The sequence below is a fragment of the Sinomonas flava genome (assembly GCF_039531875.1).
Classification (GTDB): Bacteria; Actinomycetota; Actinomycetes; order Actinomycetales; family Micrococcaceae; genus Sinomonas; species Sinomonas flava.
Map to the genome: position 1 here is coordinate 595,642 of NZ_BAAAQW010000003.1, position 21,495 is coordinate 617,136.

At 70.2% G+C, this 21,495-nt stretch carries 25 protein-coding genes; 12 read left to right on the forward strand and 13 right to left on the reverse strand.

From position 1 onward, the window contains the following. Positions 1 to 6: 6 nt before the first annotated feature. Complete coding sequence (locus tag ABD298_RS05410; RefSeq protein ID WP_344298627.1) at positions 7 to 378, reverse strand: hypothetical protein; 372 nt, start codon at positions 376 to 378, stop codon at positions 7 to 9. A 127-nt stretch (positions 379 to 505) separates the two neighbouring features. Continuing rightward, complete coding sequence (locus ABD298_RS05415) at positions 506 to 1,354, reverse strand: PHP domain-containing protein (RefSeq protein ID WP_344298628.1); 849 nt, start codon at positions 1,352 to 1,354, stop codon at positions 506 to 508. Between the two features lie 91 nt (positions 1,355 to 1,445). On the opposite strand from ABD298_RS05415, the gene ABD298_RS05420 reads away from it, so the two are divergent. Next, positions 1,446 to 3,035 (forward strand): aminopeptidase P family protein, encoded by a 1,590-nt coding sequence (locus tag ABD298_RS05420; RefSeq protein ID WP_425564320.1) that lies wholly within the window; start codon positions 1,446 to 1,448, stop codon positions 3,033 to 3,035. Between the two features lie 12 nt (positions 3,036 to 3,047). On the opposite strand, the gene ABD298_RS05425 is transcribed toward ABD298_RS05420, so the two are convergent. Next, positions 3,048 to 3,971: a YflT domain-containing protein gene (locus ABD298_RS05425; RefSeq protein WP_344298629.1), complete on the reverse strand. Its 924-nt coding sequence runs from the start codon at positions 3,969 to 3,971 to the stop codon at positions 3,048 to 3,050. Between the two features lie 86 nt (positions 3,972 to 4,057). Between ABD298_RS05425 and ABD298_RS05430 the strand changes: the two genes are divergently transcribed. From ABD298_RS05430 to ABD298_RS05440, 3 genes are read left to right on the forward strand one after another with little or no spacing between them, the layout of a single operon-like run. Beyond that, complete coding sequence (locus ABD298_RS05430) at positions 4,058 to 5,335, forward strand: magnesium transporter MgtE N-terminal domain-containing protein (protein ID WP_344298631.1); 1,278 nt, start codon at positions 4,058 to 4,060, stop codon at positions 5,333 to 5,335. Next, on the forward strand, positions 5,316 to 5,945 hold the full coding sequence (locus ABD298_RS05435; RefSeq protein ID WP_425564321.1) for a DUF1003 domain-containing protein: 630 nt from the start codon (positions 5,316 to 5,318) through the stop codon (positions 5,943 to 5,945). Before ABD298_RS05430 ends, ABD298_RS05435 begins: the two co-directional genes overlap by 20 nt. Continuing rightward, positions 5,942 to 7,060, forward strand: a complete 1,119-nt coding sequence (locus tag ABD298_RS05440) for an Mrp/NBP35 family ATP-binding protein (protein WP_344298633.1) — start codon at positions 5,942 to 5,944, stop codon at positions 7,058 to 7,060. The genes ABD298_RS05435 and ABD298_RS05440 overlap by 4 nt, the downstream gene beginning before the upstream one ends. Before the next feature lie 6 nt (positions 7,061 to 7,066). Here ABD298_RS05440 and ABD298_RS05445 read toward each other — a convergent pair whose 3' ends face one another. Genes ABD298_RS05445 through sigE form a run of 3 tightly spaced genes read right to left on the reverse strand, consistent with a single transcriptional unit; the run spans position 7,067 to position 8,691 of the window. Further along, positions 7,067 to 7,444, reverse strand: a complete 378-nt coding sequence (locus ABD298_RS05445; RefSeq protein WP_344298634.1) for a twin-arginine translocase TatA/TatE family subunit — start codon at positions 7,442 to 7,444, stop codon at positions 7,067 to 7,069. Positions 7,445 to 7,501: 57 nt separating this feature from the next. Continuing rightward, positions 7,502 to 8,044: a hypothetical protein gene (locus ABD298_RS05450; RefSeq protein WP_344298635.1), complete on the reverse strand. Its 543-nt coding sequence runs from the start codon at positions 8,042 to 8,044 to the stop codon at positions 7,502 to 7,504. A gap of 11 nt (positions 8,045 to 8,055) precedes the next feature. After that, entirely contained in the window at positions 8,056 to 8,691 is a 636-nt protein-coding gene (sigE, locus tag ABD298_RS05455; RefSeq protein WP_208713038.1) for an RNA polymerase sigma factor SigE, read from the reverse strand. Between the two features lie 193 nt (positions 8,692 to 8,884). On the opposite strand from sigE, the gene ABD298_RS05460 reads away from it, so the two are divergent. Further along, positions 8,885 to 9,517, forward strand: coding sequence for an O-methyltransferase (locus tag ABD298_RS05460; RefSeq protein ID WP_344298636.1), 633 nt, complete (start codon positions 8,885 to 8,887; stop codon positions 9,515 to 9,517). 57 nt (positions 9,518 to 9,574) lie between these two features. Here the strand turns inward: ABD298_RS05460 and ABD298_RS05465 are convergent, their stop codons facing one another. The 4 genes from ABD298_RS05465 to ABD298_RS05480 form a co-directional block, all read right to left on the reverse strand. Beyond that, positions 9,575 to 9,742, reverse strand: a complete 168-nt coding sequence (locus tag ABD298_RS05465; RefSeq protein ID WP_208709512.1) for a DUF3117 domain-containing protein — start codon at positions 9,740 to 9,742, stop codon at positions 9,575 to 9,577. Between the two features lie 122 nt (positions 9,743 to 9,864). Next, entirely contained in the window at positions 9,865 to 11,106 is a 1,242-nt protein-coding gene (locus tag ABD298_RS05470; RefSeq protein ID WP_344298638.1) for a hypothetical protein, read from the reverse strand. Further along, entirely contained in the window at positions 11,099 to 11,428 is a 330-nt protein-coding gene (locus ABD298_RS05475; RefSeq protein ID WP_344298639.1) for a DivIVA domain-containing protein, read from the reverse strand. Before ABD298_RS05475 ends, ABD298_RS05470 begins: the two co-directional genes overlap by 8 nt. Beyond that, a complete protein-coding gene (locus ABD298_RS05480) occupies positions 11,425 to 12,312 on the reverse strand; it encodes an LOG family protein (RefSeq protein WP_344298640.1) in 888 nt (295 codons plus the stop codon). Before ABD298_RS05480 ends, ABD298_RS05475 begins: the two co-directional genes overlap by 4 nt. Positions 12,313 to 12,402: 90 nt before the next feature. On the opposite strand from ABD298_RS05480, the gene ABD298_RS05485 reads away from it, so the two are divergent. The 4 genes from ABD298_RS05485 (at position 12,403) to ABD298_RS05500 (ending at position 15,718) form a co-directional block, all read left to right on the forward strand. Then, complete coding sequence (locus ABD298_RS05485) at positions 12,403 to 13,158, forward strand: amino acid ABC transporter ATP-binding protein (RefSeq protein ID WP_208709518.1); 756 nt, start codon at positions 12,403 to 12,405, stop codon at positions 13,156 to 13,158. Positions 13,159 to 13,223: 65 nt separating this feature from the next. Continuing rightward, the gene (locus ABD298_RS05490; protein ID WP_344298641.1) at positions 13,224 to 14,129 is read left to right on the forward strand and encodes a glutamate ABC transporter substrate-binding protein; all 906 of its coding nucleotides are present in this window, start codon (positions 13,224 to 13,226) and stop codon (positions 14,127 to 14,129) included. Positions 14,130 to 14,195: 66 nt separating this feature from the next. Further along, positions 14,196 to 14,843 (forward strand): amino acid ABC transporter permease, encoded by a 648-nt coding sequence (locus tag ABD298_RS05495; RefSeq protein WP_344298642.1) that lies wholly within the window; start codon positions 14,196 to 14,198, stop codon positions 14,841 to 14,843. Further along, positions 14,840 to 15,718 (forward strand): amino acid ABC transporter permease, encoded by an 879-nt coding sequence (locus ABD298_RS05500; protein ID WP_344298643.1) that lies wholly within the window; start codon positions 14,840 to 14,842, stop codon positions 15,716 to 15,718. The genes ABD298_RS05495 and ABD298_RS05500 overlap by 4 nt, the downstream gene beginning before the upstream one ends. Positions 15,719 to 15,825: 107 nt before the next feature. Here ABD298_RS05500 and dapE read toward each other — a convergent pair whose 3' ends face one another. Continuing rightward, positions 15,826 to 16,965: a succinyl-diaminopimelate desuccinylase gene (dapE, locus tag ABD298_RS05505; protein ID WP_344298645.1), complete on the reverse strand. Its 1,140-nt coding sequence runs from the start codon at positions 16,963 to 16,965 to the stop codon at positions 15,826 to 15,828. A gap of 51 nt (positions 16,966 to 17,016) precedes the next feature. Between dapE and dapD the strand changes: the two genes are divergently transcribed. Continuing rightward, a complete protein-coding gene (gene dapD / locus ABD298_RS05510) occupies positions 17,017 to 18,039 on the forward strand; it encodes a 2,3,4,5-tetrahydropyridine-2,6-dicarboxylate N-succinyltransferase (protein WP_344298646.1) in 1,023 nt (340 codons plus the stop codon). Positions 18,040 to 18,197: 158 nt separating this feature from the next. Next, on the forward strand, positions 18,198 to 19,046 hold the full coding sequence (locus tag ABD298_RS05515) for a hypothetical protein (RefSeq protein WP_344298647.1): 849 nt from the start codon (positions 18,198 to 18,200) through the stop codon (positions 19,044 to 19,046). Between the two features lie 10 nt (positions 19,047 to 19,056). Here the strand turns inward: ABD298_RS05515 and ABD298_RS05520 are convergent, their stop codons facing one another. Next, a complete protein-coding gene (locus ABD298_RS05520; RefSeq protein ID WP_344298648.1) occupies positions 19,057 to 19,668 on the reverse strand; it encodes a hypothetical protein in 612 nt (203 codons plus the stop codon). A 28-nt stretch (positions 19,669 to 19,696) separates the two neighbouring features. Continuing rightward, positions 19,697 to 20,332: a TetR/AcrR family transcriptional regulator gene (locus tag ABD298_RS05525; protein ID WP_344298649.1), complete on the reverse strand. Its 636-nt coding sequence runs from the start codon at positions 20,330 to 20,332 to the stop codon at positions 19,697 to 19,699. Positions 20,333 to 20,422: 90 nt separating this feature from the next. Between ABD298_RS05525 and galE the strand changes: the two genes are divergently transcribed. Then, a complete protein-coding gene (galE, locus tag ABD298_RS05530) occupies positions 20,423 to 21,439 on the forward strand; it encodes a UDP-glucose 4-epimerase GalE (RefSeq protein WP_344298651.1) in 1,017 nt (338 codons plus the stop codon). Positions 21,440 to 21,495: the final 56 nt, after the last annotated feature.

The window sequence follows — 21,495 nt, forward strand, 5'->3', positions numbered from 1 at the left end:
TTCCGGTCAGGGCGCTTCGAGACAGCCATCCATGAGCTGGATGCCGTGATCGCTCTGCCGGTTGAGCAGCACCGCGCCCTTCGAGTCACAGTGGGCGTTGTAGGTGAGGGCAAAGCCTTGACCATTCTCAAAGTTGCCGTTGGAGTCGGGCATACCGGGGACAGTTCCTGGAGGCAGGAACACCCAGCGCTGCCAGGCCTCGACATAGCCCCAGTTTCCTACGAAGTGAACGTTGCTCTGGATGTCAGCGACGTAGATCCAATCGCTGCCGGTGTAGCCTGGCCTGCTGACGTTGCTGCAGTCCAGCGCGTGAGCGGCAGTTGGAATGAGGGTCAATGCGGCTGCGACGCCAATGGACGCCAGCGTCTTTCTGAACATCGGATCTCCGTCTCATGAAATGCGAGAGACCAAAGGAGCGCTTTCCGACGGCGGCGAGAGGTCGCCGTCGGCCCCAGCCCTGACAGCTTTCTCCCAGACTCGGAGAGAGTCAAGCGTTGGACAAGAATCACCGACGCACGACGGCGGCGCCCCGCCCCTGTCGCTCGATCTCACCGAGTGCTTCGGGCGTCGTCGTGTTCTCCCCGAGCCGGTTGGGCTTGCCGGTCCCGTGGTAGTCGGACGAGCCGGTGACGAGGAGCCCGTGCTTCGCCGCGAGGTCCAGGAGGAACGGCCGCCGGGCCTCGGGATTGTCGCGGTGGTAGACCTCAAGCCCCGCGAGTCCGGCGTCGATCATGTCCCGGTAGACCTCTTCGCCCACCGTCCGCCCTCTGGCGGACGCGACGGGGTGCGCGAACACCGGGACGCCGCCTGCGGCGCGGATGAGCTCGACGGCGAGGGCCGGCTCGGGCGCGTAGTGCTGCACGAAGTACCGCGAGCGCGAAGACAGGATCGTGGCAAACGCCTCGGTGCGGTCACCGACAAGGCCCGCCGCGACGAGGGCGTCCGCGATATGCGGCCGGCCCACGGTGGCGCCCGGTGCGACGTGCTGGGTGACGTCGTCCCACGAGAGCGGGTAGTCCTCGGCGAGGAGGGAGACCATGTGCTCCGCCCTGGACAGCCTGGCATCCTTGGCCTTGGTGATCTCCTCGAGCAGGCCCGCATGCGTGGGGTCCTGCAGGTAGGAGAGCACGTGCACACTGATCCCCTCGGGGGTCCGGCACGAGACCTCCATGCCGGGCACCAGTTCGATGCCCAGCTCCCGCGCAGCCGCTGAGGCCTCGCCCCACCCGGCTGTGGAGTCATGGTCGGTGATCGCGAGCACGTCGATGCCCGCCGTCGCCGCGGCAGCGACCAGTTCCCGCGGTGTCTCCGTGCCATCCGAGACGGTCGAATGGGCGTGCAGATCGATCCTCACGCCCCCACCATAGCCCGCACCGCGTGCGGCGGCGGTGCCGTCCTCAGTCCGTGGCGCTGGACATCGTGGGACCCGGTGGAAGAATGGCCCAGTGAGTGTTTCAGATCCCGCACCCGGCACCGGCTTGCCCACCAGCGAGCAGCAGCACACCACCGAGCAGCCGCTCACGGAGCGCGTCAACAACCGCTCCCAGCGGCCCACGTCGGAGGCCTTCAAGGCGTTCATGGCATCGCAGTGGGCCCCGGCCGACAGCTCGCTGCCTCCCCGCGATTCCGTGGCCGACTACGCCGCCCGCCGGCGCCGGGCGATCTCGGACCGCTTCCCGGGAGAACGCCTCGTGCTGCCCGCCGGGCCGCCCAAGGTCCGGTCCAACGACACCGACTACCGCTTCCGGCCGCACTCGGCCTTCGCCCACCTCACCGGCCTCGGCGTCGACCACGAGCCCGACGCCGTCCTCATCCTCGAGCCCGTGGACGAGGGGACGGGCGACGACGGCGGGCACCACGCCGCCACGCTCTACTTCCGTCCGCTCGCCGGCCGCGACACCGAGCAGTTCTACGCCGACGCCCGCACGGGGGAGTTCTGGGTCGGGGCACGCCCGACCCTGGCTGAGCTCGAGGCCCGGCTCGGGATCCCCACCGCCCACCTCGACGGCCTCGAAGCGGCCGTCACCAAGGGCGTGGGCGCGCCGGAGATCGGCGGGATCTCGGTCCGCCTGGTCCGCAAGGTGGACGAGAACCTCGACGCCCTCGTCGACACTGCCCGCTACAACACCGCCCAGGACCCCGAGTCCCTCGACCTGAGCGTCTACGACGCCCTCGACGACCAGCTGGCCGAAGCCCTCTCGGAGCTCCGCCTGCTCAAGGACGAGTGGGAGGCCGGGCAGCTGCGCGAGGCCGTGGCGGCCACGGCGGCGGGCTTCGAGGAGATCGTCCGCGCCCTCCCGCGCGCGCTCGCGCACCGCCGGGGCGAGCGCGTCGTGGAGACAGCCTTCTTCGCCAAGGCCCGCGAGGAGGGCAACGACCTCGGCTACGACACGATCGCCGCCTCGGGGAACAACGCGACCGTCCTGCACTGGATCCGCAACAACGGCCCAGTCCGCGCCGGCGAGCTGCTGCTCGTCGACGCCGGCGTCGAGGCTGAGTCCCTCTACACGGCAGACGTGACCCGGACCCTGCCGGTGAACGGCCGCTTCAGCGAGGTCCAGCGCCGGGTCTACGAGGCCGTCCTGGATGCCGCGGACACCGCCTTCGCCGCCGCACGGCCCGGGGTGAGGTTCCGCGAGGTCCATGCCGCCGCGATGGAAGTCCTCGCCGCCCGCCTCGAGGACTGGGGCATCCTGCCGGTCTCCGCGGCCGAGGCGCTCTCCGACGCCGGCCAGCAGCACCGCCGCTGGATGCCCCACGGCACGAGCCACCACCTTGGCCTCGACGTGCACGACTGCGCCCAGGCCCGTCGGGAGCTCTACCTCGACGGCGAACTGGCCCCGGGCATGGTCTTCACCATCGAGCCCGGCCTGTACTTCAAGGCCGAAGACCTGGCGATCCCCGAGGAGTACCGCGGAATCGGCGTGCGCATCGAGGACGACATCCTCATGACAGCCGAGGGCCCGGTGAACCTCAGCGCGGCACTCCCCCGCACACCGGACGACGTCGAGGCCTGGATGGCCCGCCTCGGCTGACGGCGTTCGCCCCTAGGCCTGGTGGGAGCCGCCCTCGGGCTTCTCCTGCGGGCGCTCGGTGTCCGAGTCCTCGGCGCGGCGGGTCCCGTCCTCGGCGGGATGGTCCCGCTCGTCCGTGGGGTGCTCGGCGTGCTCGGGCTCGACGCGCACCCCGTACTGCGGCCGGCCATCGGGGAGGTCCGGGTAGCGCGACGAGTGGGGCTGCTGGGGCTCCTGCGGGGCCTGCGGTGCGGACTGCGGGTACTCAGGCTGCCCCTGCGGGTGCCGCTCCTCGCCGGCGTTCACGCCGTACGGGTCGGTCCAGCCGGAGGGGCGCTTGGGCTCGGGCTCGTGCGGCGGCTGCCAGGTCTGGCCAGGCTGGTTCCACCCCTGCTGGCCGGACTGGTTCCACCCGTCCTGCCCCGGCTGGTTCCAGTTCTGGTTCCAGCCCTGGTGTACGGCGCCGGAGCCCATGGGCAGCTGGGCAAGCAGACGGCGGGCATCGTGGGCAACGTCGCGGCCCACCACGACGTCGTAGTTGCTCGCGACGACCTGGCTGGTGGATGTGAAGTCCCGCTTCCCGCGCTGCATCGCATAGGTCACGATGCCGAACAGCATGAAGAACGCCGCGCCCATCAGCACCGACGTGATGATCGAGAAGTAGCTCCCGTTCGGGGTGAAGAAGGAGAGCAGCACGCCGACGAACAGGCCGAACCACATGCCGGAGAGGGCCCCGTTGAGCGCCACGCGGGGGTAGCTGAGCCGGCCGGTCACCCGTTCGACGAGCTTGAGGTCGTTGCCGACGATGGCGACGAGCTCGACCGGGAACTGCTGGTCAGCGAGGTAGTCCACGGCCTTCTGCGCATCGAGGTACGAGACGTAGGAGCCGACGGTCTCGCCCTGGGGCAGGGCCCGGGCCTCGTCGAGGGGCTTGGCGGAACCGAACATGTTGGACATATCCCTATTCTTACCCGCGTTGCCGCCACGGACTCGGGTTTCAGCTCAGAGTGAGCGGGAAGTTTGCGCTGGAGTAGCCTAGATCCGTGAGTTGGACCCCCACCCGTGTCTTCGTCGCCAGGCTGATCGGCCTCGACGTCTTCGACCCCGCCGGCGACCGCGTGGGTCGGCTCCGCGACGTCGTCGTGATCCCCCGCGGGACGCGGCCGCCGCAGGCGGTGGGCATCGTCGTCGAGGTTCCCGGCAAGCGGCGTGTGTTCGTCCCGATGACGCGGGTGACCAGCATGGACCAGGCGCAGATCATCACGACGGGCCTGATCAACCTTCGGCGCTTCGAGCAGCGCGGCGCCGAGCAGCTCGTGCTCGGCGACATGTTCGACCGCCACGTGGTGCTCGTCGAGGATGGCACCGAGGCCACCGTGGAGGACGTCGCGATGGACCAGCAGCGCAACGGCGACTGGTTCGTGAGCAAGCTCTTCGTGCGCAGGGAGGCCGCCGGCCGCGGCTTCCGCAGTCTGCGGCGCGGTGCGACGCAGCTGGTGGACTGGGAGGACACCCGGCACGCCGCCGGCCAGATGCGCGGCGCCGCGAACTTCCTCGCCACGCACGAGGACCTCAGGCCTGCCGACTTCGCGGACGCGATGCAGGAGATGAGCGACCAGCGCCGCTTCGAGGTCGTCTCCGAGCTGCAGGACGAGCGCCTCGCCGACGTCCTCCAGGAGCTGCCCGAGGACGACCAGGTCGAGATCCTCTCCGCGCTCGACATCGAGCGCGCCGCGGACGTCCTCGAGGAGATGGACCCGGACGACGCCGCCGACCTCCTCGCCGACCTGCCGGCGGAGAAGGCCGAGGAGCTCCTCGCCCTCATGGAGCCCGAGGACGCCGAGGACGTGCGCCGCCTCCTGCAGTACGCCGAGGGCACCGCGGGCTCGGTCATGACCCCGGTCCCCGTCGTCCTGCCGCCTGAGGCGAGCGTCGCGGAGGCACTCGCACACGTCCGCCGGGAGGAGCTGAGTCCGGCCCTGGCGTCATCGATCTTCATCTGCCGCCCGCCGCTCGAGACCCCCACCGGCCGCTACCTTGGGACGGTGCACATCCAGCAGCTCCTGCGCTCGGCTCCCCCGGAGCAGCTGGGCTCGATCGTCGACAAGGGCCTGGATCCTGTCTCCGACCTGGATTCGATCAGCGATGTCGCGCGAATCATGGCCCAGTACAACCTGAACGCTATCGCCGTGGTGAACGCCGACGGCCGCCTGGTGGGGGCGGTGACTGTTGACGACCTCCTCGACCACCTCCTGCCGGACGACTGGCGCGTGCACGAGGACGGCGAGCCCCTGAAGAAGCTTGGAGGACGCTTTGGCTGAGCCCCGTAGGCTGCCCGGTCTCGACACGCCGCTCGAGCAGCGCGGGAGGCTCATTCCCCGGTTCAACCCGGACCCGGACGCGTTCGGCCGTTTCGCGGAGCGGTTCGCCCGCTATATGGGAACCCCCCAGTTCCTCTTCTACATGACGGTGTTCTGCATCGTGTGGATCGCGTGGAACACCTGGGGCCCCGAGGACCTCCAGTTCGACCCCAGGTCCCTCAACTACACCCTCCTGACGCTCCTGCTCTCGCTGCAGGCCTCCTACGCCGCGCCCCTCATCCTGCTCGCCCAGAACCGGCAGGACGACCGCGACCGGGTCCAGATCGAGCAGGACCGGTCCCGCAACGAGCGCAGCCTCGCGGACACCGAGTACCTCACCCGCGAGCTCGCGTCGCTCCGGCTCGCCCTCCGCGAGGTCGCAACCCGCGACTTCGTGCGGGCCGAGCTGCGCACCATCCTCGAGGAGCTCGCGGATCAGGGCAGTGCCGTGGAGCCCAGCCCGCCGAAGCGGCGCAAGGACAAGAAGACCCGGGCCCCGCGCACCCAGGCCATCCCCACGACCGCCCCGGCCGCTCCCGCGGGCCCCGATGCCGAGGGAGGCCAGGAGTGACCGGAGTCGACCTCCGCGCCGTCCGCGCGGCGCTCCACGGCGTGCTCGACCCGGAGCTGCGCCGCCCCATCGACGAGCTCGGGATGCTCGCCGACGTCACGGCCGACTCCGGGCTGGTCACCGTGCGCGTCCTGCTCACGATCGCCGGCTGCCCGCTCCGCAGCACAATCGACGCGGACGTGCGTGCGGCCCTGACAGGGGTTCCGGGCGTAGACGCCGTCGCCGTCGAGCTCGATGTCATGTCCCCGCAGCAGCGGCAGGAGCTCCGGGAGCGGCTGCGCCCGGAGCGGGGCATCCCGTTCAGCAGGCCGGACTCGCTCACGAAGGTCTTCGCCGTCGCGAGCGGCAAGGGCGGCGTGGGAAAGTCCTCGGTCACCGTGAACCTCGCGTGCGAGCTCGCCTCGCGCGGCCTGCGGGTCGGCATCGTGGACGCTGACGTCCACGGGTTCTCCGTGCCGGCCCTGATCGGAGCCACGGGGACGCCGACTCGGGTGGACGAGATGATCCTCCCGCCCGTCGCCCACGGAGTGAAGGTCATCTCGATCGGGATGTTCGTCGCGCGCAACCAGCCCGTCGCATGGCGCGGCCCCATGCTCCACCGCGCGCTCGAGCAGTTCCTCGCCGACGTGTACTTCGGGGACCTGGACGTGCTCTTCCTGGACCTCCCCCCGGGGACGGGCGACGTCGCGATCTCCGTCTCCCAGCTCCTCCCCTCCGCGCAGCTGCTCGTGGTCACGACTCCCCAGGCGGCGGCGGCCGACGTGGCCGAGCGGGCAGGCACGGTCTCCGCCCAGACGGGGCAGACGGTCGCGGGCGTGATCGAGAACATGTCCGGGCTCACGCTTCCCGACGGCACGGTCATGGAGGTGTTCGGGACCGGCGGGGGCCAGCGCGTCGCCGACCGGCTCTCGGCGTCGCTGGGCGTGCCCGTCGAGCTGCTGGGCACGGTGCCCCTCGACGTCGCGCTCCGGGAGGGCGGGGATGCGGGAACCCCGATCGTCCTGTCGAGCCCTTCGTCGCCGGCCGCCGTCGCACTCAAGGCAGTCGCGGATCGGCTCGCGACCCAGCCCCGCGGGCTCGCGGGGCGCAGCCTGGGCGTCACGCCTGTGGGGTGAACCTGCTCAGGTCGCCTCGGTGTCGAACGGTGCCGCCTCGCCTGCTGGAAGCCGTTCGATGGTCCGCGCCGGAGCGGCCGGGACGGCGGCAGCGACCGCCGGCGCCGCGGCCGCTGCAGGAGCGGGGTCCGCATCCTCGAGGAGGGCGTCGCGGATGATCTTGCGAGGGTCGTACTGGCGCGGATCGTACTTGCGCCAGTCCACCTCGTTGAGGTCGACGCCGGTCTCCTCCTTGAGCTGGTCCTTCGCCCCGGCGGCCATGCGGCGCAGTTCCTTGACGATGTTCGCGAGCTTCTGGGTGTATTCGGGAAGCCTCTTCGGGCCGATCACGAGGATGCCGATGATCAGCAGAACGAGGAATTCAGGGCCATTGATTCCGAACACGCGAGCAAGACTACCTTCTGCCCGATCGCGCGGGCGATTCGATGGTGGCGGCGGCGATCACGGCCTCCAGGACGCTCCGAACACCATGCGGAGACCCCGCCCGACCCGCTCGACTGGGTCCTCGGCCCGGGCCCCGTCCGGGGCCGCGACGGCTTCCCTCTCACTGGGCGCGTTCGACTCCGGCCCCGGAGGCAGTCCCGTCGAGGAGCCCTTCGCTGTGCGCACGAAGGCAGCCGATGTGCTCTCCCCCGGGGCGGGTCCCGGTGACTCCCCGGCGACGGTGTAGGCAGTGACGGCGAGAGCCCCGGTGGCAGCCGCAGCTCCGAGGAGGACAGACAGCCCCGTGCGGGCGGCGGCGCCCCCACGACGGCTCGGGCCCGAGGCCTCCGCCGAGTCCGCTTGGGCCGCGAGGTGCCTGGTCTGCTCCAGGAGGCGCTCCTGCAGCGTGCTGCTGGCACGGGGGATCTCGGACTCGCGCAGCGCGGCGAGGTAGCGGCGCTCGGTCTCGAGACGTCCCCGGCAGTCCGGGCAGGACCCGACGTGCCCGGACGAATCAGGATGGCTGCCCGACAGGAGGCGGCTCCACCGCGGAGATGGCATGCCGGCCCTCCTCAGCGGAGGCCGCGGGCCACGCGCGGGAGGCCCAGACGCTTCTTCGCGGCGCCCCGCCGGGGATCGCGGTGGGCGAGCTTCTCCCTCAGGAGCGTGCGGCCCCGGTGGATGCGGCTGCGGACCGTGCCGAGCTTGACGCCGAGCGCGTCCGCCACCTCGTCGTAGGACAGGCCCTCGAGGTCGCACAGCACGACCGCGGCACGGAAGTCCGGTGGCAGCTCCTCGAGGGCCGCCTGCACGTCGAGGTCGAGGTTGTTCATCTCGAAGCTGCGCTCCGGGCCGGGCTCGCGCCCCGGGAGCCGGGACTCGGCGTCGTCCGCGAGCGCATCGAAGCGGATCCTCCCCTTGCGACGAGCCTGGTCGAGGAACAGGTTGGTCGTGATCCGGTGGAGCCAGCCGTCGAGCGTGCCGGGCTTGAAGTTCTCGAGCGAGCGGAAGACGCGGACGAAGACCTCCTGGGTGAGGTCCTCGGCGTCGTGCTGGTTCCCCGTCAGGCGGTAGGCGAGGCGGTACACCTTCGCGGAGTGCTGGGTGACGACCTCTTCCCACGTGGGAGGAACCCACGCCTGCGCATCGGTCGTCTCGGACGGGTAGTCGGTCGGGGACTGGGTGGCCGAAGCCGATCCAGCTGACACGTCCACGCACCTGCCTTCGCTCACTTCAGTGCGGCCCTGGCGTGCTGCGGTGGTCCCGCGGGCCGGGCCGCTCGGACCACCAGTGTGCCAGCTTTGCCTGAGAGTTGCCTGTCCGTTCCGCCGCCAGCGAAGAATTTCCGCCCGTCGCCCGGGCGATAGGCTTGGAGGGCTCCCCGATCGAGAAAGCGTGGCCATGAGCTCCGACAAGTCCTCCAGCTGGTCCTACGCCGAGGGCTTCCCGGTAGAGGACGCTGTGGTGGCGAGGGCACGGGACAGGTCGTTCGAGCTGGGCATCTCGCCAGTCAGCCCCGGCGTCGCCTCGGTGCTGGCGGTGCTCGCCGCCACGTCGAAGGCGCACGCCGCCGTGGAGATCGGCACCGGAGCCGGGGTGTCGGGCGTCAGCCTCCTGCGGGGGCTGCCGCGCGAGGCCGTGCTGACGACCATCGAGCGCGACGCGGAGCACCTCAAGGCCGCGCGCGAGGCCTTCAGGGAGGCGGGCGTGGCCGCCAACCGAGTGCGGATGATCCCCGGTCGCGCGGGCGAGGTCCTTCCGCGCCTGACCGACGGCGCGTACGACCTGGTGTTCGTCGATGCCGACAAGCCCGCGGCGGTCTCGTACGCCGAGCATGGCATCCGGCTCCTGAGGGCAGGCGGGCTGCTGGTCCTGAACGACGCGCTCGACCGCGACCGGGTGTCCAACCCCGCGCATCGGGAGCCCACCACCGTCAGGCTCCGCGGCCTGCTCCGCGCACTGAGGACGGACGAGCGCGTCACGGTCTCGCTCGTGCCCTCGGGGGACGGCCTCCTCCTGGCAGTGCGCCGCTGACACAGCGAGGGCCGGCCCCGCAGGGGACCGGCCCTCGCTGGAAGGCTGATGGGGCGACTACTCGGTCACTCCGACGAGGCATTCCTTGAGTTCCGCGGCCTCGTCCGCGTTGAGCTCCACGACCAGGCGTCCGCCGCCCTCGAGTGGCACCCGCATGATGAGGCTACGGCCCTCCTTGGTAACCTCCATCGGACCGTCTCCGGTACGCGGTTTCATGGCTGCCATGCGCTCATCCCTCCAGTTGGTCGTGTGCACTGTGTGCTGCTGACAACATTACCAGCCGGCGTACCCCGGGGTAGGACGCACCGGTACGGGCGTGCCGATCCTGGACCGCGGAAGCGTCCGGGTCACGGCGGCCAGTCGCCGCCTCCGGGAAGCTGCGACCACACCCACAGCCACACCACCCACACGATCTCCAGGAGCACAAAGAAGACCACGGTCATCCAGCGGTACACGGCGGATCGCGAGAGCCCCGCCGCCGCGAGGGCGAGCGGGAACAGCGGCAGCATCATCCGGAACGTGCTCGTCTGGGGGTGCAGGACAGCGAGGAGGTACAGGATGTACGCCCCGGACCACAGCTGCATCTCGACGCCGAGCCGCCGCACGGGCGTGCTCGTGAGGCAGAGCGCGGCCACGGCGACGAGGACGAGGGGCGCGATCAGGCCGAGCACTGGGCCGAAGAGGAAGACGCCGGTGTCGAACCACGGCACGAAGAACTCGAGCGGGCCTCCCCGCCAGACCGTCTCGGTCTGGGTGTAGGCAGCCGGTTCGCCGGTGGCCGCCCAGGCAAGGGCCGGCCACGCAAGCGCAGAAGCCCCGCTGACGACGGCGAGCCCCGCCACCCGGGCGAGCTCACCCGCCGTCGTGCCCTCCGTACGCCGGTTCCACCACCGCACGGCGAACAGGCCCGCGACCATGAGTGCGAAGGGGGTGCCGATGGGGCGCGTCAGGCACATCGCAGCCACGACCGGCATCGCAGCGAGGTAGCGGCGCTCCACGACCCACAGGAGCGCCCAGGCCAGGAGGGCGAGGCCTAGCGATTCGGCGTACGGGACCTGGAGGATGGCCGAGACCGGGAAGAAGGCCACGAAGGCCACGCCCCACAGGGCGGTGCGGTGCTCCGCGCGGTGCCGGAAGAGCCGGTAGACGATGAGCGCCGCGGCAAAGCCCGCCGCGACGGCGACTGTCTGGGCAACGGCCTGCCACGGCACACCGCTCGCGGCGGAGAGCCCCTTCACGAGCAGCGGGAAGACAGGGTAGAACGCCCACGCGTTCTCCTGGACGGTGCCCGTCGCCGAGCGCGGAAGCTCGGACGGATAGCCGTGCTGGATGATCCGGCCGTACCACTCGGAGTCCCAGATCTGCACGAAGCGCCAGTAGTCCGGCTGCGGCGGGAACCAGGGGTTCACCCCCTGCTGGAGCGCCGCCGCGGAGAAGACGAGGAAGCCGACCACGCGCGACGCCGCGTACACGGCGAGGACCTGTAGCCCCCAGGGGCTGGCCGCGAAGCGTGAGGCAGCGGCGCGCACTGCTCCCCCAAGCGCCGCGTGCACGCGGTACGGTGCGGGGGCCGGGTCCTGCTCAGTCACGCGGCTCTCGGGACGCGTTCACCTGATTCGTGAGGGCCTCGATGAGCGCCGCCTGGACGCTGATCCGGTCCCGCAGACGCTCGAGGACCTCGTCAACCTGGTCCATGCGGTAGCCGCGGAAGGCCAGGGAGAAGCGGACCCGGTCGACATCCTCGGGCCGGGGATGCTCGGGAAGCAGGACGGGGGCCAGCGACGAATCGGGCTCCTCCAGCCCCTCCAGCACCGCCGCGTCCGCTGGCCGCCTGCCTCTCGCGACGCCGACGGCGAACCACGCGAGGCCCGCTGCCAGGACGATGGCGAGGAAGACGAGGAAGAAGCTCACTCGCCGTCCGCCGTCCCGAGCTGCTCCGGCCTGCCGTACCACCCAGTCTCATCGGCGTCGGCCCACTCCTCCTCGGCGCTGCCGAACATGCCCCCGCGCCGCTCGTCCTCCTCGAAGCCGGCGAGCACGAGCTTCACCGCCTCCTCGGGAGTGTCCGCGACCCCGACAAGGTCCATGTCCCGCTCGGAGATCATGCCCTCGGACACCAGCGTCTGGCGGAGCCAGTCCAGGAGCGGACCCCAGAACCTGCTGCCCACGAGCACGATGGGGAACGACGTGACCTTGCCGGTCTGGACGAGGACCATCGCCTCGAAGAGCTCGTCGAGGGTGCCGAGGCCGCCGGGAAGCACGACGAACCCATGGGCGTACTTGACGAACATCGTCTTGCGCGCGAAGAAGTACCTGAAGTTGATGCCAAGATCGACCCACGGGTTGAGGCCTGTCTCGAACGGCAGCTCGATGCCCAGGCCGACCGAGATGCCCGAGCCCTCGACGGCGCCCCGGTTGGCGGCCTCCATCGACCCGGGTCCTCCGCCGGTGATCACGGCCACGCCCCGCGTGGCGAGCAGCCGGCCGATCTCCACGGCCGTGTCGTAGTAGGGGCTCCCGGGGACGGTACGCGCCGAGCCGAAGACGCTGACGGCGGGGCCGAGTTCGGCGAGCGCACCGAACCCTTCCACGAACTCGCTCTGAATCCGCATCACGCGCCAGGGATCGGTGTGGACGAACCTGCCGGCCCCATGGGTGTCGAGAAGATGCTGGTCCGCAGTGCCCTGCTGCGTCTGCCGGCGGCGAAGTTCGATCGGCCCCTTGCGCCGCCACGGGACGTGGGCGCCGGGCCTCGGCGCTTCGGCTTCGTCTGACGACCGGGATTCAGTGCTCATGCCTCAAGGCTAGTCTCGCTTCAATCACGATTGGGGCGTCGCCGTGCCTGGCTCGGAGTGCGAGCCGATAATCTCCGTTACATTTTCCCTATGACTACCGACACAACGGCGACTGCGCTCGTCTCTGTCAAGGGCGTGAACAAGCATTACGGCCAGCTCCACGTCCTCAAGGACATCAACCTGGAAGTCAGCAAGGGCGAGGTCGTCGTGGTGATCGGTCCTTCGGGTTCCGGCAAGTCCACGCTCTGCCGCGCGATCAACCGGCTCGAGACAATCGAGGGCGGCGAGATCCACATCGACGGGAAGAGGCTTCCCGAGGAGGGCAAGGAACTGGCGCGCCTGCGCGCCGACGTCGGAATGGTGTTCCAGTCCTTCAACCTCTTCGCGCACAAGACGATCCTCGAGAACGTCACCCTCGGCCCCATCAAGGTCAAGGGCGTGGACAAGGCGACGGCTGAGAGGGACGCGATGGCGCTGCTGGAGCGCGTCGGCGTCGCCCAGCAGGCACCCAAGCTGCCGGCGCAGCTCTCGGGCGGCCAGCAGCAGCGCGTGGCGATCGCCCGGGCGCTGGCCATGAAGCCGAAGGTCATGCTCTTCGACGAGCCGACATCCGCCCTCGACCCCGAGATGATCAACGAGGTCCTCGACGTGATGGTCCAGCTCGCCAAGGAGGGCATGACGATGATCGTCGTGACCCACGAGATGGGGTTCGCGCGCAAGGCCGCGGACCGCGTCGTGTTCATGGCGGACGGCCAGATCGTGGAGCAGGCCGCTCCCGAGGAGTTCTTCACGAACCCCCAGAGCAGCCGCGCGAAAGACTTCCTCTCCAAGCTGCTCACCCACTGAGCACCCACCTGCATCACCTCTGCTCGCACCTGGGCCGGCTGGCCCGTGAAGAAAGGAATGCTCGAATGGCACTCTTCGGAAAGAAAAAGGCCGTGCTGACCGCCACCACCGCGGCGCTCGCCCTGGCCCTGTCCGCCTGCGGCGGCAGCTCCGGAGGCGGCGGAACCGGAGGCGGGTCCTCCGAGTCCGCCGCCCCGTACTCGGTGGCGAACAACGTCTCCCTCACGGGCAGCCCCACCTTCGACAAGATCAAGTCGGCCGGCAAGGTTGTCATCGGGGTCAAGCAGGACCAGCCCGGGCTCGGCTTCAAGGACGCGGCCACCGGCGAGTACAGCGGCTTCGACATCGAGATCGCCAAGTGGATGGCGGCATCTCTCGGGTACGGCAAGGACAAGATCGAGTTCAAGCCGATCCCCTCCGCGAACCGCGAATCCGCGATCCAGAACGGCGATGTCAACTTCTACGTCGGAACGTACTCCATCACGGACAAGCGCAAGCAGCAGGTCGACTTCGCGGGCCCGTACTTCGTCACCGGGCAGGGCCTGCTCGTGAAGAAGGACAACTCCACGATCAACAGCGAGAAGGACATCGCGGGCAAGAACGTCTGCTCTGCGACGGGTTCGACGCCGATCCAGAACATCAAGGCGAACTACCCGCAGACCAAGACCACCGAGTTCGAGACCTACTCGCAGTGCGTCGAGGCGCTCAAGGGCGGGCAGGTAGATGCAGTGACGACCGACCAGGCCATCCTCATCGGCTACGCGGCCCAGGAGCCGGACGCCCTCAAGGTCGTCGGCAAGCCGTTCACCACGGAGAAGTACGGGATCGGCCTGCCCAAGGGCGACACCGCCATGCGCAAGTTCATCAACGACACGCTGACCAACGGGAAGGACACCTGGCAGAAGATCTACGATTCGACACTCGGCAAGTCCGGCACCAAGGTCGAGCAGCCCGCCGTCGAAAACTACTGATAGGCACGGTGGGCGGGGCGCAGTCGTCCCGCCCACCGCCGTTCCGGCTAGAAAGCGAAGGCTGCCTTGAGCACCCTCTTCGACAATCTCGACCTGTTCATCACAGGGTTCAAGAACACCATCATCCTCTTCGTCGTCTCCGGCTTCTTCGCGCTGCTGCTCGGCACAGTCATCGGCACGATGAGAGTCTCGCCGATCCCGGCCATGCGGGCATTCGGCACGCTCTATGTCAACGTCGTGCGCAATACCCCGCTGACCCTCGTGCTGTTCTTCTTCGCCCTCGGCTATCCCAAGCTCGGGCTTTCGGAGATCGACTTCATGACCGCGGCAACCATCGGCCTGAGCCTGTATACCGCGAGCTACGTCGCCGAGGTGCTGCGTTCCGGCATCAACACCGTGCCAGTCGGGCAGGCTGAAGCCGCCCGGGCCATCGGGCTCCCCTTCGCCCAGACGCTGACCCTGGTCATCTTGCCCCAGGCGTTCCGTTCGGTCCTGCCGCCGCTGTTCAGCGTGCTCATCGCCCTCCTGAAGAACACGACCGTCGCCGCCGGCTTCTCCGTGGCAGAGGCGGGCGCAATCCGCGCAAACCTGTCCGAGCGGGGCTACCCGGCGATGGAGGGCCTCCTCTGGGTCGCCCTGTTCTTCGTGATCCTCGTCCTGATCCTCGCGCAGATCCAGCACTACTTCGAGAAGAAGTGGAGGGTGGCCCGATGACCTCTGTCCTCTATGACGCCCCCGGGCGCAAGGCCCGCTCCCGTCACCTCGTCCTCGGTGTCATCTCGACGCTGTTCATCCTCGCGATCATCGCCTTCGTCATCTGGCGCTTCGCCGAGAGCGGGCAGTTCACGGAGGCGAAGTGGAAGATCTTCACCTTCCCCCTCGTGCAGCAGACCATCCTCCAGTCGGTGGGAGCTACGCTCTCGGCCTTCGCCGTGGCCGCCGTGGGAAGCCTCGTGCTGGGCATCATCCTCGCGGTGGGCCGGCTCTCGGACCACAGGGGCGTCTCCGTTCCGTTCCACTGGTTCACCGAGCTCTTCCGGGCCGTCCCGGTCCTCATCCTCATGATGATGATCTACTACGGCCTCCCGTCGATCGGCATACGCGAAGGCGTCACGCCGTTCATGGCGGTCGTCGTCGCCCTCATCCTCTACAACGGATCGGTGCTTGCCGAGGTGTTCCGCGCCGGCATCGAGGCGCTCCCGAAGGGCCAGAGGGAGGCCGGCTTCGCGATCGGCATGCGGAAGTACCAGGTCATGCAGAGCATCCTGCTCCCGCAGGCTGTCCGATCGATGCTGCCGGTGATCATCTCCCAGCTCGTCGTGACCCTCAAGGACACGGCGCTCGGCTTCATCGTGACGTACAACGAGATCCTGTTCCAGGCCAAGTACTTCGGGTCGCAGGCGCAGTACGGCTCGCCGATTGTCCCCGCCGCGATGGTCGCCGGCGTGCTCTACGTGGGCATGTGCCTGATCCTGTCCGGTCTCGCGAAGTACGCCGAGAGCCGGCTCCGCAGGAGCCAGCGCGTCTCGGGGCCGAAGAAGGGCACCGCCGCGATGGCCGCGGCGCAGCAGGCCTCGACGAACATCTGACCCATCCCCCCGTCTGGGGGTCACCTTCTGGGGGTCACCTCCGGCTGGCCGGGAGTCCGCTCCCAACCAGCCGGAGGTGGCCCCCAGTTGTCTGTCCGGACCGCTCCCTAGCCCGTCGCGAGCCAGGACTCGAGCGCGCGCAGGCACGCCCGCACCGCGTCGGCGGAGACACGCTCGTCGTCCTTGTGCGCGAGCAGGGCGTCTCCGGGCCCGAAGTTCACCGCCGGCACGCCGAGATCGGAGAACCGCGCCACGTCCGTCCAGCCGTACTTCGGCTTCGGCTCCTGCCCCACCGCGGCGACGAACGCCGCGGCGGCGGGATGCGTGAGGCCGGGCCGCGCGCCGGAGGCGCCGTCGGTGCGGACGACGTCGAACCCCTCCAGGAGCGCGCGCACGTGCGCCTCCGCCTCGTCGATGCTCTTGTCGGGCGCGAAGCGGTAGTTGACGGTGACGGTGCAGCGGTCCGGGATGACGTTCCCCGCGGTCCCCCCGGCGATCCCGACGGCGTTGAGGCTCTCCCGGTAGTCGAGCCCGTCCACCGTCACGGTCGCGGGCTCATACGCTGCGAGCCGGGCGAGGATCGGGGCCGCCGCGTGGATCGCGTTCCTCCCCATCCAGGCCCGGGCGGAGTGGGCCGCCTCCCCCACGGTGGTGGCCTCGACCCGGAGGGTGCCGTTGCAGCCGCCCTCCACCGTGCCGTCCGTCGGCTCGAGCAGGATCGCGAAGTCTCCGGCCAGCAGCTCCGGGCTGTTGCGGGCCAGCCGGCCGAGGCCGCTCTTGGCGGCCTCCACCTCCTCGTGGTCGTAGAAGACGAACGTGACGTCCCGCGCGGGAGCCGGCGCGGCGGCGTCGTGCGCGTCACGGGGGAACAGGCGCTCGGCGAGGGCGAGCTGGACGGCGACGCCGCCCTTCATGTCGGTCGCGCCCCGGCCCCAGAGCAGGCCCTCCCCCGGCACGCCGTCCCACGAGGACGGCACGGTACCGCGGGCGCCCTCTGCCGAGGGCAGGGGAACCGTGTCGAGGTGGCCGGCGAGGATCACGCGCTCGCTGCGTCCGAGGGCGGACCGGGCGACCACCGCGTCGCCGTCCCGCGTCACCTCGAGCGACGTCTGCGCGTGAAGCGCCGCCTCGACTGCGTCCGCGATCGCGGCCTCCTGGCCGGAGACGCTCGGGATGTCGAGCAGCGCGGCCGTGAGCAGGGCGACGTCCTGCGAGAGGTCAAGGGTCAGGGGTGCGGCGGAGGTCACCCGCCCAGCATAGTTCGAAGGCCCCTGCGCCCCGCCGATAGACTGGGGAGCATGACTGAGACCCCTGCCGCATCCCGCGCTGCCCACGGCTTCGGCCTCGCCACGATCCACACCTCTCCCGCCGCCGACGGTGCCGCGGGAGAGGCCACCGTCCTGGACGTCTGGTTCCCCGCGCCGACGCTGGGCGCGGCGACGGAGCACCTCTCCGACGACGCGGTGGTGGACGCGGCCCCGGCCGAGCTCGTCGAGGCCGCCGAGAACGGCGACGACGCCGACCGCGGCACCCAGACGAAGGTCGTCTTCGTCCAGATCGACCTCGACCAGGCCCCTGCGGACACGGCGGATGCGTACCTGCGCCTCCACCTCCTCTCGCACCGCCTCGTGCAGCCCAACACCGTCAACCTCGACGGCCTGTTCGGCAAGCTCCCCAACGTCGCCTGGACCAACTACGGCCCCTGCCACCCGGTAGGCTTCGAGGCGACGCGCGCGAAGCTCCGCCGCCGCGGCGCCGTGACCGTCTACGGCGTGGACAAGTTCCCGCGCATGGTCGACTACGTCGTCCCCGCAGGCGTGCGGATCGCCGACGCCGACCGCGTGCGCCTCGGCGCCCACCTCGCCGAGGGCACCACCGTGATGCACGAGGGCTTCGTGAACTTCAACGCCGGCACGCTCGGCGCCTCGATGGTCGAGGGCCGCATCTCGGCGGGCGTGGTCGTCGGCGACGGTACCGACGTGGGCGGCGGCGCGTCGATCATGGGCACCCTCTCGGGCGGCGGCAAGGAGCGGATCGCCCTCGGCGAGCGCGTCCTGCTGGGCGCGAACTCCGGCGTGGGCATCTCGATCGGCGACGACTCGGTGGTCGAAGCGGGGCTGTACGTCACCGCCGGCACCCGGGTGCGCATCAGCGGCTTCAAGGACGCCTTCGGCGAGAACGCCGAGAAGGTCGTCAAGGCGATCGAGCTCTCCGGCCAGCCGAACCTGCTGTTCCGGCGCAACTCCACCAATGGCCAGGTCGAGGTGCTGCCCCGCAGCGGCCAGACCGTCGAGCTCAACGAGGCGCTGCACGCCAACTGACGCGCCCGCGGCCCCGCGCACGACGCCGCCCACTCGCCACGGCGGGCACGCGGGGTCGTGCGCGGGGTCGACACGGGCGGGCGCCCGCGTCCCGCCCGGCCCTGCCCGCCCGGCAGCCTGACCCCCGATCCCGATCACGACCTCAAGGAGCACCCCGGATGGCCCTCGCCCGCAGAGTGCGGCGCGCCCTCACCGTCCTTGTCGCGCTCGCCCTCGTCGGAGTGGGCGTGTACATCGCGGCGGTGGTGTTCAACAGGAGCGATACCCCGGTCGTCGAAGGCTGCACCGCCCTCCTCGGGGACGCGAAGCAGTCTCTCGCGACCGACCAGGCGGCCAACGCGTCGCTGATCTCGGCGATCGCCGTCCGCCGCGGACTGCCGCCGCGAGCGGCGACGATCGCGCTCGCGACGGCCATGCAGGAGTCCAAGCTCCGCAACATCAACTACGGCGACGGGGCCGGCCCCGACTCCAGGGGCCTGTTCCAGCAGCGGCCCTCGCAGGGGTGGGGCACCGAGGCGCAGATCATGGACGCGGTGTACTCGACGAACGCGTTCTACGACGGTCTCGTGAAGATCCCCGGCTACGAGACGCTGCCCATCACGGATGCCGCACAGAAGGTCCAGCGATCGGGGTTCCCGCAGGCCTACGCCCAGCACGAGGACATGGGGCGAGCCTTCGCCTCCGCGCTGACCGGAAACTCCCAGGCCTCCCTCACGTGCACCCTGCGCAAGCCCGACGCCCCGGGCGACCCCAAGACCCTGCGCTCCGAGCTCACCGTGGCGTACGGCGCCATGGAGGCGAGCACGGCCGGCCGCTCCGTGAGCATCCCTGCCGACGGCACCCGCGCCTGGTCCATCGCGCAGTGGGCGGTCGCGAACGCCAAGGAGCTCGCGGTCGTCCGGGTCGACGTCGCGGGGCATTCGTGGATCCGCGACGGAAACCGCGGCTGGACCGAGTCCGCCGCGCCGAACGGCGTCGTGACCGTCCAGCTGGCCGAGGCTCCCTAGCCGGCGCCACTCAGACGAGGAGCTCGATCACGGGCCGCAGGTAGCTGCGGAAGATCTCCTTGTCCTCCAGAAGGGACTCGCTCATGATCAGCTTGTCCGCGTCCACGAGCCACGCCCTGTCCTCCGCGAGCGGCAGCTCGATGATGGTCAGGGCGAAGCTCCGGCCGCAGTTGCCGACCTCGAGCTGCCGCTCCTCGACCAGCTCCCGCAGCACGTCCAAGTCCCCGCGCTCCTCGCGCTTCTTCTCGAGCTGCTCGTACTCGCTCCGCCGCTCGCGCGCCCACGTGAGGGCCGTGCCGAAGTGCGCCTGCAGCGACCGCTGGAGCGCCGGGGCCGAGCGGAACGCGCTGAAACCCGGGGGGACGAGCTCGGGGCTCATCTCGGGGTGGTTCTGGATCAGCTGAGCCCACCAGGCCTCCCATTCGCGGCGCAGCGCCGGGATGCCGCCCACATGCTGGGTGATCTGCTGGTGGTCGCTCTCGCGGATCTTCGGATGCGCCGGGGCCACCGGCGGCATGCCCGCGCCGTTGAGCCCTGCACAGTCCTTGAGGTAGAGCGCCAAGAGCATCGGCCCGGACGTGTCCGTGGTGATCCGCCAGCCGGGTCCTCCAGTGTGGTGCATGCGTCATAGCTCCTTGCCGTCTGCCTTCTCAGTGTATTCCCGCGGAGGAACCCGAGAGCCGGGGCGACGCCGCCGCAAGGCTGGCGACCTGCGCCCGCACCACGGCGAGGCACAGCGCCGCGTCCAGCCAGCGGCCCTGGAGCAGGGCGTGCAGCCCCAGCCCCTCGACAGTGGCCAGGAGGCGCTCTGCCTCGACGACGAGCTCCTCGTCGGGAAGCTCCGGCCGCAGCGACCGCACCGCACCCCCCAGCGCGGCGGCGAGGCTCCTGTGCCCGCGCTCGGCGGTCGCTGCAAGTTCGGGGCGTGTCCTCGCCGCGAGCTTGAACTCGCTCCACACGCAGAGGTCGACGGCGCGCTCCTCGTCGAGCGGGAGCAGCTGGCACAGCTGTGCCACAAGGCCCTCCGCGCCCGGGTGTCCCGAGCCGCGGCCGAGAGGCGAGGCGGCGAGGACGCGGGTGAGGACCGAGTCGATCACATCGTCGAAGGCACAGATGAGCAGGTCCGAGGACGTGGCGAAGTAGTGCCGCACCGACCCGACGACGAGGTCCGCCTCGCCGGCCACCTCCCGCAGGGACACGCGTGCGAGCCCGTCCGCCACGACGATCCGCTTGACGGCATCCACGACCTCACGGCGGCGCTCGGCCGCGTCAACTCTCCTGGGCACTCCCCCTCTCTAGCACACCTGTGCCCCACGGGGGCATCAGAGCGACGTTGGCCGCGCGCCGTCGTGCCTGGGATCGATAGGATGAAGGCCATGCGCATCCTCGTCACCGGCGGCACCGGCTACATCGGCTCACACACGGTCCTGACCCTCCTCGAGGCCGGCCACGACGTCGTCGTGGTGGACAACCTGTCCAACTCCAGCCCGGAGGCACTCCGCCGCGTCGCCGAACTCGCCGGCCGTCAGGCCGCCCTCGTCCAGGCAGACATCACCGACGAAGCCGCCCTCGACGCCGCCTTCGCCGAGCACACCCCGGAAGCCGTCATCCACTTCGCCGGCCTCAAGGCCGTCGGCGAGTCCGCCGCCATCCCCCTGGACTACTACTTCAACAACGTCGCCGGCACCATCGCCCTCCTGCGCACCATGGAACGCCACGGCGTGCGCACCATCGTCTTCTCCTCCTCCGCCACCGTCTACGGGGACCGCAACCCCATCCCGTACGTGGAGACCATGGACATCGGCGCCATGAACCCCTACGGGCGCACCAAGGAGCACATCGAGGACATCCTCACGGACCTCGGCACCGCCGACCCCGCCTGGCGGATAGCACTGCTGCGCTACTTCAACCCGGTCGGGGCGCACCCCTCCGGCCGCATCGGCGAAGACCCCCAGGGCATCCCGAACAACCTCGTCCCCTTCATCGCCCAGGTCGCCGTCGGCCGGCGCGAAAAGCTCATGGTCTTCGGCGGCGACTATGACACTCCGGACGGGACCTGCCAGCGCGACTTCATCCACGTCGTCGACCTCGCCGAGGGCCATGCCGCCGCGCTGGACTACCTGGGCGACCACGACGGCGTGCACCGCTGGAACCTCGGCTCCGGCACCGGCACCAGCGTCCTGGAGATGCACCACGCCTTCGAGAAGGCCGTCGGCGAGCCCATCCCCTACGAGATCGCCCCCCGTCGACCCGGCGACCTCCCCGCCTTCTGGGCCGACCCAACCGCCGCCCTGACCGACCTCGGCTGGTCCACCACCCGCACCATCGACCAGATGTGCCAGGATCACTGGCGCTGGCAGAAGAACAACCCTCACGGCTACCAGGACGCCTGAGCCCGCGCACTGGCGGCCGCCGCACGGCGCCCCCGATTACGACGACGGCCGGTGCC